Origin of the sequence: Mesobacillus sp., assembly GCF_047739415.1 — a bacterium.
Taxonomy (GTDB): Bacteria; Bacillota; Bacilli; order Bacillales; family Cytobacillaceae; genus Mesobacillus.
The window spans coordinates 1-15,261 of the sequence record NZ_JBIQOE010000227.1 but is presented as its reverse complement, the minus strand read 5'-3'; the positions used below and the strand labels follow the sequence as shown (position 1 = coordinate 15,261).

The following is a 15,261-nucleotide window of genomic DNA, read 5'->3' as shown; positions in this document are numbered from 1 at the left end:
AACTAAGGTGGTGAAGAAATGGAAGTCAAGATTCAACAGCCAGTCGAACAACAAGTCAGTGACACCATAATGGCAGAGCCAACAAAAAAAGAAAAATACAAAAAAATTAAAAAGACAATCATTTCTCAAAAGTATTTGCAGACGATGGCGCTTCTCGGTGTAGTGTGGATGTTCATCTTCAACTATATTCCGATGTACGGGTTGATCATCGCATTCAAGGAATACAGCATTATCAAAACTATCTCAGAAGCACCATGGGTAGGATTGATGCAGTTCAAGGAATTCCTGCAGGATGAGAACTTCTGGATCGTCCTGAAAAATACACTGGGAATCAGCTTGATCAAATTAATTATCGGTTTCCCGCTTCCAATCATTTTTGCTCTTTTGCTGAATGAACTTACATCAATGAAGCTCAAGAAAGCGGTTCAAACGATCTCTTACTTGCCTCACTTCATTTCATGGGTTGTACTTGGAGGGATTTTGACAACATGGCTCGCAGATATCGGTGTCTTAAATGATATCCTGCTAGGTTTAGGGTTAATCAGTGAACGTACGAATTTCCTTGCTTCACCTGATAACTTCTGGGCAATCGTCATTCTCTCGGATATATGGAAAGAACTTGGTTGGTCAGCAATCATTTATCTTGCAGCGATCGCTGGCGTATCACCAGAGCTGTACGAGTCATCAACAATTGACGGAGCAAATCGTTTCCAAAAGATGTGGCATGTCACATTGCCGTCGATTCGCCCGACAATCACAATTCTTTTCATCCTTGCTGTAAGCGGTGTCTTAAATTCAAACTTCGACCAGATCTTGATTCTGCGTAACTCGTTGAATGAAAGCGCTAGTAATGTAATTGATATTTACGTCTATCAGATGGGTCTGCAAAATGCCCGCTACTCATACGCAACAGCAGTTGGTTTATTGAAAGCAATCATTGCCTTTATCCTGCTCCTGTCTGCTAACAAGATTGTGAAGAAACTGAATGGAACATCTTTATTCTAAGGGGGTGGGGTTGTGTTTAAGCTTTTTAAACGGAACCGGCGAACAACAAGCGAATATATTTTTGACAACATTAACATTCTGATCATGCTCTTTATATGTGCCATTACAATCTACCCAATCTGGTATGTTCTCGTCAATTCACTGAATGATGGTGTTGATGCGATGAGAGGCGGAATTTACTGGTGGCCGCGAGAGTTTACTTTAGAAAACTACAAGGCTGTTTTTGAAACGCCGGGTATTGTCACATCATTTGGTGTGACAATTGCCAAAACGGTTATCGGAACAATTACACATGTATTTTTTACAGCGATGGTGGCTTATGCCATTTCGAGACGGGACCTTTACGGCAGGAACTTCTACATGCTGGTCGGTGTCATCACAATGTTTTTCAGCGGCGGATTGATTCCTTACTTCCTGTTGATCAGGGATCTTGGATTGTTTGATAACTTCCTGGTCTATATCATTCCAACAATGTTTAACTTCTTCCATTTGATCATCTTTGTATCCTTCTTTAGGGAATTGCCAACTTCTCTGGAGGAAGCAGCAAAGATAGATGGAGCAAATGACTTTATGATTTTTATAAAAGTAATCATTCCTCTGTCAATGCCGGTTATTGCAACCATTGCATTGTTCCAGGGAGTATATCAATGGAATGACTATTTTGCCGGAGTAATCTTTGTGAATAATCCGGACCTTCAGCCAATCCAGACTTATCTATACAAAGTTGTTGCTGAGTCCAGTTCAAATCAGATGATGACGAATGCAGCAGGGTCGATTGCCACGAAGACGGTAACATCTCAGTCTATTAAACTGGCAACGATGGTTGTAACAACACTTCCAATCATGTTAGTCTATCCATTCCTGCAAAAGTACTTTGTAAAAGGAATGCTGATTGGATCAGTAAAAGGTTGATCTACTAAATTTCGATTTAAATTTTTCTTCCTTGAAGAAATTTAAATAATCCAGGCTTCATTATTGAATGACGTGCTTTATTCATGAAGGATACCCCCTTCAAAGTGTGGGAAAGGCTGGAAGTTAGCCAAAAAGTCTTTCCCTCCTTTTTAAAGCAGTATACATTAAATAATGTGGCCCAAAATAACACAAAAGAGAGAGGGTCAAAAAATGAGGAGAAAATTCTTTTCCAAAGGCTTTTCATTACTGCTTGTTCTATCATTGGTTTTAGCACTATTTTCAGGCTGTTCCAGCAAGACAAATGAAAACGCTTCCGATGAAAAGGACGCGGACAAACCAAAGGCAACAGCTGATGCTCCTGGCTGGCAATCCAATAAGGATCCAATTACGTTTGATTGGTATGTGAACTTTTCCTGGTTCGCACATAAATGGGGCGACGATGCTGTTTCCAAGTATGTAACGGATAAAACTGGTGTTTCAGTCAACTTTATCTCACCTGCTGGTAACGAAGCAGAAAAAATGAACACAATGATCGCATCTGGAAAGCTTCCTGATTTCATCACAATCGGCTGGTGGGAAGATGCTGTTAAGAAGATGATCGAAGGCGAGCTTGTCCTTCCATTAAATGAACTTGCAGATCAATATGATCCATATTTTTATAAAGTAGCAGATGGAGCAAAAATCGAGTGGTATAAGCAAGAAGATGGCAACACGTATGGCTACCCGAATGCTTCTTCTTCGCCAAAGGATTTTGACAAATATAAAGACCTTAAGCCTTCTAACCAGACTTTCCTTGTTAGAAAAGATATGTACGAGGCAATTGGCAGCCCAGATATGAGCACTCCTGAAGGATTCTTGAAGGCTCTTGAAGCAGCCAAGAAACAATTCCCTGAAGTGAACGGTGCACCATTGATTCCATTCGGTTTGAATGAGTTTACTGATGTAGGTAATACTTCTCTTGAAGGCTATCTGCAAAACTTCCTTAACATTCCTATGGAAAAAGACGGAAAGGTCTATGACCGCAGCCAGGATCCTGAGTATCTTGCATGGTTAAAGACTTTCAGAGAAGCAAATGATAAAGGTCTTCTCGCAAAGGATATCTTTATCGATAAGCGCCCGCAAATGGAAGAAAAAATTTCACAGGGAAGATACTTCGCTATGCTTTACCAGCGCAGTGACCTTGCAGCACAACAGCACGCATTGTATGCAAAAGATCCTAATTCAGTGTATATCGCAGTAGACGGACCAGCTAACTCAAAGGGAGATGGACCAGCATTAGCGGGTGACAGCATCTCAGGCTGGACAGTTACTTTGATTTCTAAAGATGTTAAAGACAAAGAAAGAGCGATTCAATTCTTGACTTATATGATCAGTGAAGAAGGACAAATGGACCTTTACATGGGTAAAGAAGGCGAAACGTATGATATGGTGAATGGTAAGCCTGAATTCAAGCCAGAGGTATTGGATCTATTAAATAAGGATCGCGCAGCATTTGACCAGCAGTATGGAGCTTCATTCAAATACTGGATGCTTATGGATACAAACATGAGCCTTGCTTGGGCACCGCCTGCTTCTGAGCCATTCAAGCAAATGGAAGACTGGACTAAAGGAAAGACAGTCAGCTATGCAGAATTTGATGGCATCAGCCCGACTGGAACTTCTGCAGAAGGTGTAGCAGCAAGCAAGATTGCACAGGAATGGGGCAAAATTCTTCCTAAACTTCTGTTAGCTAAGTCCGATAAAGAGTTCGATAAAATCTTTGAAGGCTTCCTGAAGAAACGCGACTCTTTCGGCTATGAAAAAGTCGAAAAATATCAGCAAGAAATTTATGAAAAGAACAAAGAGAAACTTGATGCAGCAAAATAAATAACTATGGAAAGACTGTTCCTTCTAGAATTAAATTTCTTGAGGGGGCAGTCTATTCCTCTTTTTGCATACAGGCAAGTATCACTGCGAGGGATTACACAAAATAATTTCATCAAATTGAAACACTTTACCACAATATTAATATTGAATATAATTTATAATTTTTTTATGCGGACAAACGATGGATGTGAGAATATGGATTTTCAAAAAACAGTTAACAAAGCTGCATCATGGTTAAATCGACTTTCCCTGCAGCAAAAGCTGATTGCCTTATATATCATTATTATCATTATTCCTATTATCATTTTCATTTCTATTTATTCCAGCAACGTGTATGACAGGGCGATCAATGAAATCAGGATTAAAAGTGAAAATGCTCTTGAAATCGAGAAAATCCATATAAAAAACAATATTGAATCGATGAGACGAACGGCTCAAATGGTCGTTTCGGATATAGAATTCATCGACTTTGTTAAAAGCAGGAACGAAGCAAATATTGATCAGTTGATTGATTTCAGAATGAACGAGTTGTCGAATGTGACCAGGCTGCAGGCTAATAACCCAGCTATTGAAAATATCCGCCTGTATACCACCAATCCATATATAACCGAGATGTGGCCGATACTTTTTAAAGAAGATCGAATCATGGAAAAGCCATGGAGAGAAGAGGTCATCAACAGGAATGGGATGGAGGTATGGTGGTTCGATCAGCAGACCGATGATGTCCTTGAACGGCTTCCATCGCAAAACACAGCGAAAATTTCATTGTTACGGGAATTGGATTACCCAAAGGATGAACATTTAGGCATCATCGAAATCAATATGTTCCTTAAAAACTTTTTCCCCAAAATGTTCGGAACGGTGCAGGACCCTGACTCGGTCTATGTCGTCATTGATAAGGATAACAACATGATCAGGAATTTCCAGCACACCTATTTTGAAGATGAGGGTATTGACACTGAAGATCTCAAACTTAAATTCAACAAATCAAAACATGAAGGCACTGGCAGTTTTCAATTTGAAAACAATGAAACTCCCTACCTAGTCATCACTGCCTATATTGATGATTTGGATGCATACCTGCTGAATGTCATTTCCCTTGAAGGCCTTTATGCTGAAACTGCAAAGACTAGGAATGTCATTTTTAGCGGAATTATCTTTCTTGTTATTATTCTTTCTTTTGTCACCTATGTACTGGTTTTATTGCTCCTGAAAAAAATGTACAAATTGAAAGATTCAATGAAGCGGGTAGAACAGGGCGACTTTTCTGTTGATGTTGAAATTGGTGGGCAAGATGAGATTTCGGAGCTGGCATTTCATTTCAAAAGTCTCCTTGGTAAAATGAATGGATTGATCGCCGAAGCTGTCAACAAGCAGGCAACAGCAAAAGAAACAGAATTAAAGGCGTTGAAAACCCAAATTGATTCTCACTTCCTTTACAACACATTGGAAAACATCAAGATGATGGCAGAAATAGAAGGACAGTATCCTATTTCTGATGCCGTGACCTCACTTGGTGAAATGATGCGCTACAATCTTAAATGGAAGAATGACTTTGTAGTACTTGATGAAGAGCTGAATTATATAAAGAACTATGTGGAGATTATGAATCTGCGTTTGGATGGCTTGCTAACCTTGAACATTGCTGTCCCCCATGAACTGTATGACCAGGAAGTTCTGAAAATGTCGCTGCAGCCGATCGTTGAGAATGCAATCAAACATGGAATCATTCCAAACGACCAGAAAAATGAAGGCATCCTGCAGGTGAATGCGAGATGTTCAGAGGACCATATCATCATTGAGATAAAAGATAATGGTGTGGGGATGACAAAAGAGGAGTGTGAATCGCTCAACTTATCCATTCAAACAGGGACGGAAAATCAAAATCCCGGTTCTAAAGGTGGAAATGGAATAGGTATTCACAATGTGAATGAGAGAATCCAGCTTTACTATGGGACGGAGTATGGAGTGTTTGTTACTAGTGAGAAAGGTGCATTCACAATGGTGACGGTAAAACTGCCTAGTAAAATCATGAAAGGAGGCAGCCGAAGTGTATAAAGTTCTTATAGCAGATGATGAGAAAAATATCCGGCTGGGTATACAGGCAATGATCAAGCGGGAATATCCAGATTTTGAAACATTCATCGCTTCAGATGGACAGGAAGCTCTTGACGGTATATTGGAGAATAAACCGGATATCGTGATCACAGATATTAAAATGCCAAGGATGGATGGTATTCAATTAATCAGGGAACTCCAACAGCAGGAAGAAATAAAAACATCGATTGTAATCCTCAGCGGATACGATGATTTCACGTATGCCAAGGAAGCGATCAAACATAAGGTAAAAGATTACTTATTGAAGCCGGTAAACCGCACAGAGCTATTCAAAACTTTGAATACCATCATAGAAGAACTGGAAAACAGCCAGAAAATGACCTACCAGCATATGGATGACTACCGTGCCAGCCAACTGAATTACATTTTGCTTAATCCTAATATTCAACAGGAAGATGTAGAAGATCTTTATAGGAAAATGAAAATAGAATCATATCCGGATGGATACTATGTGGGAATCATTCAGGTGGATGGAGATATAGATGGAGAGGATTTTCTTAATAAGATCAATCAGCTGCTCAATTCAAGCAGCGACAGCATTCCATTCCTTGATAAAGACGGCCGAGTCACAATCATTTCAGCAGACTTTGAGCAATTCTCGATTCTGAAAGAACAGCTTGGCAGGGACAGACATTCGATTTTTACCATTGGCATTAGCGAAAAGGCGCAGGGTATAAGAGAGTTTAAAAAAACTTATGGTCAGGCAGCCACAGCGATCAAGTATCATTTCCTTTATCCGCGTCGTCAGATCATTTTATATGAGAATGTTAAGGAGAAACCAGAAGTAGCCTCTATCCCGGCAGACCTGATCAATAAGATTTCCAATATGCTGGGGACTGAACGGGAAAAGGAAATTAAAGATAATCTTAGGCAGGTTATGGATTTTGATGTCATTGCCCACAGCAGCATCGATTATCTCGAAAACCTTAACGAGGAAATCAATGAAACGATCTTCAAAGGCTTTTTCAAGAGGTTGGGGGAAGAATCTCTTGTAACGTTCGAGCTTTTAAATAAGATAGACAATATCTATAACTTTGACAACTTCCATGAATACTTCCATGCCCTCGAGGATTTGCTGATGAGAATCCATGAATACAATAAACAGGTAAAAGCTGTGTACTCAGAGCAAAAGTACATGGACCGGGCAATTGCGTATATTAGGGAAAATTATCATAAGGATTTGAATTTAGCCGTAGTCGCTAATTACATTTCATTGAATTATTCCTATTTCAGCCATATGTTCAAGGAGTATATTGGACAAAACTTCGTTGATTACTTGAAAATGGTCAGAGTAGAAAGTGCAAAGCGGCTGCTGAAAGAGACAGATTTTAAAATACTGGAAATCAGTGAGATGGTTGGATACAAAAACCCTAAACAATTCGCGAGGGTATTCCGTGATGTTGAAGGAATTTCTCCAAAAGAATATCGGGAAATGAATGGATGAAGAGGGCTGAATAGGCTCTCTTTTTTCTGTTTTCAAGGTTGCTGCCCTTTGGGCCGGTAGATACCAAAATATCGAGCAAATCCTGACTGGCCATTTGATCTATCTTTTATTTGGCTTCAGTTTGTCTGAAGTCACCGCAGGTTCGGACAAGTAAATCCCAATTCATTTTTTCGCCTTTTATATGGAGATTATCTTAAAACCCAATTGATCTCTTACTGTTTTAACGTTTTTTGGAAGTGTTTTCACAGGTTTTTACGCTCTTCTAAAATATTGACACCCTAAACAAAATTCTCTATCTCAAGATGCAAGACTGGCAAAGGTAGAATAGGTATTGAGATATATTTTGTACGCAGCAACGAGTTTTTTTCAGAGAGGGGCGGTTTAGGTGGAGTCAAAAAATCAGGACAAATTAAGCAAAGAAATGATGACGCTTTCAAATTCAGAAGCGGATTGGAAGTTAGTTTGGGAAGAGAACTTTAATCTTTCTGAGATAGATGAAAACAAATGGAATTTTGTTGAGGCCGGAACTGGTTTCGGGAATGAAGAATCCCAGTACTATACAAGACGGAAAGAAAACGCACGAATCGAGAATGGCATGCTGGTGATTGAGGCCAGGAATGAGGAGTATAAAGGGCTGGATTATACATCCGCGAAATTGACGACCAGAGGGAAGGCAGCCTGGACATACGGACGATTTTCGATTCGGGCGAAATTACCTGAAGGCCAGGGAATCTGGCCTGCAATCTGGATGATGCCAGAGGATATGGAAAAGTATACTGGATGGCCAGCCTGCGGGGAAATTGACATCATGGAGAGTATCGGCCATCAACCAGGTACGGTTTATGGAACGCTTCATTATGGCATGCCACACACATATACAGGAGAAAACTATACGCTTCCTGAAGGTAAAAAGTTCTCCGATGACTTTCATGTTTTCACCCTTGATTGGGAACCAGGAGAATTCAGATGGTATGTAGATGATCTCCTGTATGCAAGGCAGACTGAATGGTTCAGCAAGGCTCCGGAATCAGAGGAACAGCAAGCTGGGTTTGCACCATTTGACCATGAGTTTTACCTCCAGCTGAATCTTGCTGTCGGGGGAAAATGGCCGGGATACCCTGATAAAACAACCCAGTTTCCTCAGCGAATGACAGTTGATTACATCAAAGTTTACAAGAGAGAAGAATAAAAACATCAGAGGTGAACAGTAGATGAACAAGTTTTCTAAGGATTTTATTTTCGGCACAGCTACATCTTCCTATCAGATTGAAGGGGCCTATAAAGAAGACGGCAGGAGCCTTTCCATTTGGGATACGTTTTCCCGGACTCCCGGAAATGTCTTCAATATGGATAACGGGGATATCGCTTGTGACCATTACCATTTATATGAGAAGGATATTGAGATCTTAAAAACGCTTGGTGTGGATTCTTATCGTTTCTCGATTGCCTGGCCAAGGATTTTTCCAGAGCAAGGAAAGTATAACGAAGCTGGAATGAACTTTTACAAAAACCTTATTACACGCTTGATCGAAAATGGAATCAAGCCCGCGGTCACGCTTTACCATTGGGATTTGCCAATGTGGGCCCATGAACAGGGCGGCTGGACAAATAGAGAATCTGTAAATTGGTTCATGGAGTACGCAGAGAAATGCTTTGAGGAACTTGATGAGCATGTAGAAATGTGGATTACCCATAATGAGCCATGGTGCGCAGGATTCCTTGGTTACCATCAGGGTGTACATGCACCAGGACATACAAATATGGAGGAAGCATTAAAAGCAGTTCACCATATTCTTCTATCCCATGGTGAAGCAGTGTCCCTGTTGAACGGCAAGTTTGCCTCTTCAACACCTGTCGGCATTACGCTGAATCTGTCGCCGATGTACCCTGCCAGCAATTCAGCAAATGATCGATTGGCGGCTAATAATGCCGACGGCTATACAAACCGCTGGTTCCTTGATCCTGTATTAAAAGGGTCTTACCCAGTCGACATGATGAATCTATTCTCCAAATACGTCCACTCTTTTGATTTTATCCAGGAAGGTGATTTGGAAAAGATTTCGATTGTGTGTGATTTCTTTGGGATTAACTTTTACAACCGCAGTCTAGTTAAATTCAACGCTGCATCGGATTTCCTTTATACAAGTGCTTACTCGGACTACCCGAAAACAGGGATGGGATGGGATATCTCTCCTGTGGAGTTTAAGGATTTAATCCGCCGTCTGCGCCAGGAATATACGAAACTGCCAATCTATATCACTGAAAATGGCGCTGCCTTCGATGATCAGGTTTCAGAGGACAATTCAGTCCATGACCCAGAGCGGCAGAATTATATTGAACAACATATTAAAGCTGTTGCCGAGCTGAATGAAGAGGATATGAACATCGCCGGCTACTATCAATGGTCCCTTCTCGATAACTTTGAATGGGCATTTGGCTATGAAAAACGTTTCGGTATTACCTATGTCGACTTCGAAACACAGGAGAGAATCTTAAAAGACAGCGGTTACCGCTATGCCGAAATCATCAAGGAACGTTCAATTTAAATCCAATATCTCCGGAGTGATAATGATGGAAAAATACAGAATCGATGATCAGCAATACTTTGTAATTGAACAATTTGACCAGGCAAAGACATTTTCGAGCTTCCTTCCCGGTCTCGCCGGCTTATATGGAATACCGATTTGGTCCTTTTATGTGAATCGCGGCCAGGCGATGGTAAGCTTCGGTGTCCAGGATAAGAACCATGCGATCACAGAGTTTTTTCCGGCAAACCAAGCGTATCAACGCGTTTCCATGAACGGGTTCCGCACGTTCATTAAATTGACGGGTGAGCACGGAACGGCCATTTTCGAACCATTTTCCGCTTATGGCGGTACTAAAGGCCGTAAACGCAACATGTACATCAAGGAAAATGAATTGAAAATAGAAGAAATCAACGAGCAATATGGTGTGAAGACGCTCGTCACCTATTTCACGCTGCCTAATGAGAACTTTGGGGCATTGGTGCGCAAAGTGGAGATCGAGAACATTTCCGAACAGAAGATGGACCTCGAAGTTCTCGATGGGCTGCCGGCAATCATCCCGTTCGGCATTGATGATGCGGCCTACAAGGCGGTTGGTAATACACTGAAAAGCTGGATGGATGTATTCAATCTTGATCGCGGGATTCCGTACTACCGAGTCCGGTCTTCAACGAATGATTCTGCTCAAGTAGATGAAGTGACGAAAGGTCACTTTTATTTAAGCTTTACAGAAACTGGCAGCTTAATTTCGCCAGTTGTTGATGCTGATCTGGTCTTCGGGCCGAACAGCTCGCTTTCGTATCCGAATGAATTTGAAGAGAAGTCAATTGATGCAATAGCCGCTGCTGTGCCTGTGACATCCAATAAAGTGCCGTGCGGATTTTCTCCTTTAGGGCAGGCGCTTAATCAAGGTCAGAAGCTAACACTCTATACCCTGGTCGGCCATGTGAATGATATTGGAATCATCAATGAAAAAGCAGATGAGATTATGGCAGATGGTTACATGGAACGTAAATATCAAGAAAACCAGGCTCTTGTGACCGCGATTACCAAAGATGTCATGACCAAAACAGCATCACCGCTATTTGATGCTTATATCAACCAGAGCTATCTTGATAACGTCCTGCGCGGTGGATATCCAGTCTTGTTAGAGACCGATGGTGCACCGTTCATCTATTACGTCCATTCGCGTAAACACGGTGACCTGGAAAGGGATTATAACTTCTTTTCACTCGCACCTGAATTCTTTTCACAGGGCAACGGGAATTTCCGTGATGTGAATCAAAATCGCCGAAATGATGTATTTTTCCATCCTGAAACTGGTGTGTTCAACATCAAGCTGTTCATGAGCTTAATCCAGGCAGACGGATACAATCCACTCGTGGTGAAGGGCGCAAGCTTCGAAATAACCGACAAAACCGAGTGGAGCTGGCTGGATGAAATGGTCGTCGATGCTGGTCATGCTGCTTTTATCAGGAGCAAACTTGAAGGCACATATACACCTGGGGATTTACTGCAAAGTATTACGGACAGGGAAATCGAGCTGTCAGTAGCGCTTCCGGAGTTCCTGAAAAAAGTCCTTTCAATGAGCAGCCAGAAGATTGAGGCTGAGTTTGGCGAAGGCTACTGGATGGATCATTGGACGTATAATCTGGACCTTGTTGAAAACTATTTGAAAGTGTATCCCGAGAACAAACAACAGCTGCTCTTCGAGGATCGGGATTATAAATACTTCTCCAGCCCTGTATTTGTAAATCCACGCTCAGAAAAATATGTACTTGTTGATGGGAAGGTCCGCCAGTACGATGCCATTACTGAAGAAGGACACCAGACAAGTTCCAACTGGCTGGTGAATTCTGATGGCGAATTCTATACATCAAACCTGTATAGCAAAATGTTCACGTTAGCGCTGAACAAATTTTCCACCCTGGACCCTTTTGGCATGGGTGTGGAGATGGAAGCGAACAAACCTGGATGGAATGACTCGATGAATGGGCTTCCTGGTTTATTCGGTTCGGCTATGGGGGAAACACTCGAGCTTAAGCGCCTGCTCGATTTTATAGTTGCCGCAGGACAGGAAGCGGACAAGGAGATTCTCCTTCCGGTCGAAGTCTATAAGCTTGTAGAAGCTGTGAATGCACAGCTCGAACAGTTCCAAACGGGCAACCTTGACGAGTTCGGTTATTGGGATCAAGTTTCTCATGCGAGAGAACAGTACCGCGACTCGATTCGAAACGGATTCACTGGGGAGGAAGTGAGTGTTTCTCTTCAGCAGCTGGTTCTTGCGGCTAGCAAATGGCTGGAGAAAACGACAGCAGGAATTGAACGGGCAAAAGAAATCGGTGACGGCTTAATTCCAACTTACTTTGCCTTCAAAGCTGATCAGTGGGAGAAGCTGACGGACGAAAATGGGAAAGAGAAGCTGAACAAGAAGGGTCTGCCGCTCGTGAAGGTCCATTCATTTGAAGTTTCTGCACTGCCGCATTTTCTCGAGGGACCGGCAAGAGAAATGAAAACAGCTGGCCTGGAAACGGCCCAATCAATTTATAAGCACGTAAGAAAATCTGATATATTCGATGCCAAGCTGAAAATGTACAAAACATCTGGATCGCTTGAAGATCAAACCTATGAGATCGGCCGTGCCCGTGCGTTCACGCCAGGCTGGCTTGAGCGGGAATCGATTTTCATGCACATGGAATTCAAATATCTGCTCAGTGTCCTGAAGTCTGGTTTATATGACGAGTTTTTCGAGGATTTGACAAATGCGCTTCCTCCATTCATGGATCCAGAGGTATACGGCAGAAGCATTCTTGAAAACTCATCGTTTATTGCCAGCAGCGCAAACCCAGACGAATCTGTCCATGGACAGGGGTTTGTAGCAAGGTTGAGTGGAACGACAGCCGAATTCTTGAGTATTTGGCAGTTGATGATGATTGGCAAGGACGTTTTCACTGTCAATGAAGCAGGATTGAGCTTACGCCTGCAGCCAATTTTACCGTCATGGCTTTTCGGCGCAGACGGGAAGGTACAGTTTACATTATTGGGCCATACAGAGGTAACCTACCATAATCCTTCTGGAAAAAGTACGTATGGAGCAGATGGCGTAAAGACCGTAAAATATGTGCTTCATAAGGATGGTGAAATGGTAGAGGTAGACAATGATCGTTTGCCAGAATCATATGCAAAAGACGTAAGAGACGGCAAGATTGACAGAATTGATGTTTATCTAAACTAAGGAACCGGGGTGCGCTTAATGGAAATGAAAATATTTCAGACCGCAAAGAATACAGGAGACCGATTAGCCGACAAGGGAAGTCTTGCGGCTTCAAATGAAGCAAATCTGCAGCCGATTGTACTGAAGCTTGATCCAGACAAAAAGTATCAAAGCTTCATGGGTTTTGGAGGCGCCTTTACTGAGGCAGCTGCCTACACGCTTGCCCAAATTCCGGCAGAAGATCGCCTGAAAGTAGTCGAGAGCTATTTCAATCAGGAAACAGGACTAGGCTACAGCCTGGGCAGAACCCATATTCACAGCTGTGACTTCGCCCTTGAGAACTATACGTATGTTGAGGAAAATGATGTCGAACTTAAAACGTTTTCGATTGAGCGCGAACAGAAATACGTACTTCCGCTCATCAAGGATGCTGTAAAAGCAAGGGGAGAAGACTTGACAATACTGTCTTCCCCATGGAGTCCTCCTGCCTGGATGAAAACCAATAATGAAATGAATAATGGCGGAAAGCTGAAGCCAGAATTCTATGGAGCATGGGCGTTGTACTATACGAAGTACATCAAGGAGATGGAGAAGGAAGGCGTACCTATTTGGGGAATCACTGTTCAAAACGAACCTGAGGCAACTCAGGTTTGGGATTCGTGCAGGTATACGGCAGAAGAAGAACGTGACTTCGTTAAAAACCATTTAGGACCTGTCATGGAGCAGGAAGGCCTAAGTGACAAGAAAATCATCATCTGGGATCATAACAGGGATATAGCCTATGAGCGGGCAAAAACGATTTTATCAGATTCTGAGTCTGCTAAATATATTTGGGGCACAGGCCTCCACTGGTATGTATCAGAGGAGTTTGAGAATCTAAGCAAAATCCATGACGAATTCCCTGATAAACACCTGATTTTCACAGAAGGGTGCATTGAAGGCGGAGTCCAGCTTGGCGCCTGGCATACAGGAGAACGTTACGCAAGAAACATCATGGGCGATATCAACAATTGGCTTGAAGGCTGGATTGACTGGAATATCGTCCTGAATGAACAGGGTGGACCGAACCATGTAGGCAATTATTGCGATGCACCGGTAATCGTCGATACAAAGACTGGAGAGATTCACTATAACAGCTCCTTTTATTATATTGGTCACTTCAGCAAATACATCAAGCCGAATGCAGTGAGGATTGCACAAGAATTAAATCACCCAACATTGAAGTCGGTTTCCTTCCAGAACGAAGACGGCTCAATTGTTGCAGTCGTGATGAATGATGAAGACAAGTCAGAAGCAATCAGCATTTCACTAGAAGGCAATGTAACGACAGCAGAGTTGCCAGAACACTCTATTACTACCTTCATTATAAAAAGCTAGAAAACTATAGTCAGAGATTAAAATAAACTGCCTCCTTGTCATGACAAAATCGTTTTTTTATCAAATGAATGTTACGTAAAGGAGGTGGTGTTTTTTTTAACTTTGAAAATTGTCTAGCTCCAGCGCCTAGCCCCTCGAGTCGTTTCGGTCCTGCCAATGAAGTCAAAGAACGACTTCACTGTCAGGCCCTCCAACGCTTGTCGGGGCTGACCAAGGCGCTTGCGCTTTTCAAAAAATGGAGGAGGAATTTGATTGAAAAAAACACTGGCCATTTTATTAAGTACAATGATGATGTTGCCTGGTACCAGTTTCGCAGGCACCGATGTCAAACAAGGAAATGAAAGTGCAGCCCTGAAGCAGGATATGAAACAGAACAAATCCGAATGGTCCCTCGTCTGGTCAGATGAGTTCAACGGGCCTGAAATCGATCGCAGCAAATGGACCTATGATATTGGGAACTGGATCGTCGACCAGGATGGCAATGGAATAGCCCCTGGCTGGGGCAACAATGAAAAAGAGTATTATACGGATTCAAGTGAAAACGCCTTCATTGATGATGGCAAGCTTGTCATCAAAGCAAAGCAAGAGCAGGTTACAGATGAGTTCGGAACTTATGATTACACTTCAGCAAAGCTGAAAACAAAAGGCCTGTTCAGCAAGACATACGGCCGCTATGAAATCAAGGCGAAGCTGCCAACAGGGAAAGGGCTTTGGCCTGCCATCTGGATGCTTCCTGAGGAAGATAAATATGGTTCCTGGGCAGCCTCAGGTGAGATTGATATTATGGAGTCATGGGGCAG

The 15,261-nt window shown here is 42.3% G+C and carries 10 protein-coding genes; all 10 read left to right on the top strand.

The features are described from left to right. Positions 1 to 69 precede the first annotated feature (69 nt). Positions 70 to 1,005, top strand: coding sequence for an ABC transporter permease (locus ACH0QE_RS18205; RefSeq protein ID WP_415801907.1), 936 nt, complete (start codon positions 70 to 72; stop codon positions 1,003 to 1,005). 84 nt (positions 1,006 to 1,089) lie between these two features. Further along, complete coding sequence (locus ACH0QE_RS18200; RefSeq protein WP_102265158.1) at positions 1,090 to 1,917, top strand: carbohydrate ABC transporter permease; 828 nt, start codon at positions 1,090 to 1,092, stop codon at positions 1,915 to 1,917. 210 nt (positions 1,918 to 2,127) lie between these two features. Then, positions 2,128 to 3,783 (top strand): ABC transporter substrate-binding protein, encoded by a 1,656-nt coding sequence (locus ACH0QE_RS18195; protein ID WP_415801906.1) that lies wholly within the window; start codon positions 2,128 to 2,130, stop codon positions 3,781 to 3,783. Positions 3,784 to 3,978: 195 nt separating this feature from the next. Continuing rightward, the gene (locus tag ACH0QE_RS18190; protein ID WP_415801905.1) at positions 3,979 to 5,841 is read left to right on the top strand and encodes a sensor histidine kinase; all 1,863 of its coding nucleotides are present in this window, start codon (positions 3,979 to 3,981) and stop codon (positions 5,839 to 5,841) included. Beyond that, positions 5,834 to 7,345 (top strand): response regulator, encoded by a 1,512-nt coding sequence (locus tag ACH0QE_RS18185; protein ID WP_415801904.1) that lies wholly within the window; start codon positions 5,834 to 5,836, stop codon positions 7,343 to 7,345. The genes ACH0QE_RS18190 and ACH0QE_RS18185 overlap by 8 nt, the downstream gene beginning before the upstream one ends. Positions 7,346 to 7,730: 385 nt before the next feature. After that, on the top strand, positions 7,731 to 8,534 hold the full coding sequence (locus ACH0QE_RS18180; protein WP_415801903.1) for a glycoside hydrolase family 16 protein: 804 nt from the start codon (positions 7,731 to 7,733) through the stop codon (positions 8,532 to 8,534). 22 nt (positions 8,535 to 8,556) lie between these two features. Beyond that, positions 8,557 to 9,891 carry a GH1 family beta-glucosidase gene (locus ACH0QE_RS18175; protein WP_415801902.1) on the top strand — a complete coding sequence of 445 codons (1,335 nt, stop codon included), beginning with the start codon at positions 8,557 to 8,559 and terminating at the stop codon, positions 9,889 to 9,891. Beyond that, on the top strand, positions 9,860 to 13,105 hold the full coding sequence (locus tag ACH0QE_RS18170; RefSeq protein ID WP_415801901.1) for a cellobiose phosphorylase: 3,246 nt from the start codon (positions 9,860 to 9,862) through the stop codon (positions 13,103 to 13,105). The genes ACH0QE_RS18175 and ACH0QE_RS18170 overlap by 32 nt, the downstream gene beginning before the upstream one ends. 18 nt (positions 13,106 to 13,123) lie before the next feature. Beyond that, complete coding sequence (locus tag ACH0QE_RS18165) at positions 13,124 to 14,461, top strand: glycoside hydrolase family 30 protein (RefSeq protein ID WP_415801900.1); 1,338 nt, start codon at positions 13,124 to 13,126, stop codon at positions 14,459 to 14,461. A gap of 252 nt (positions 14,462 to 14,713) precedes the next feature. Beyond that, the coding region (locus tag ACH0QE_RS18160; RefSeq protein WP_415801899.1) for a glycoside hydrolase family 16 protein at positions 14,714 to 15,261 on the top strand (548 nt) is incomplete at its 3' end.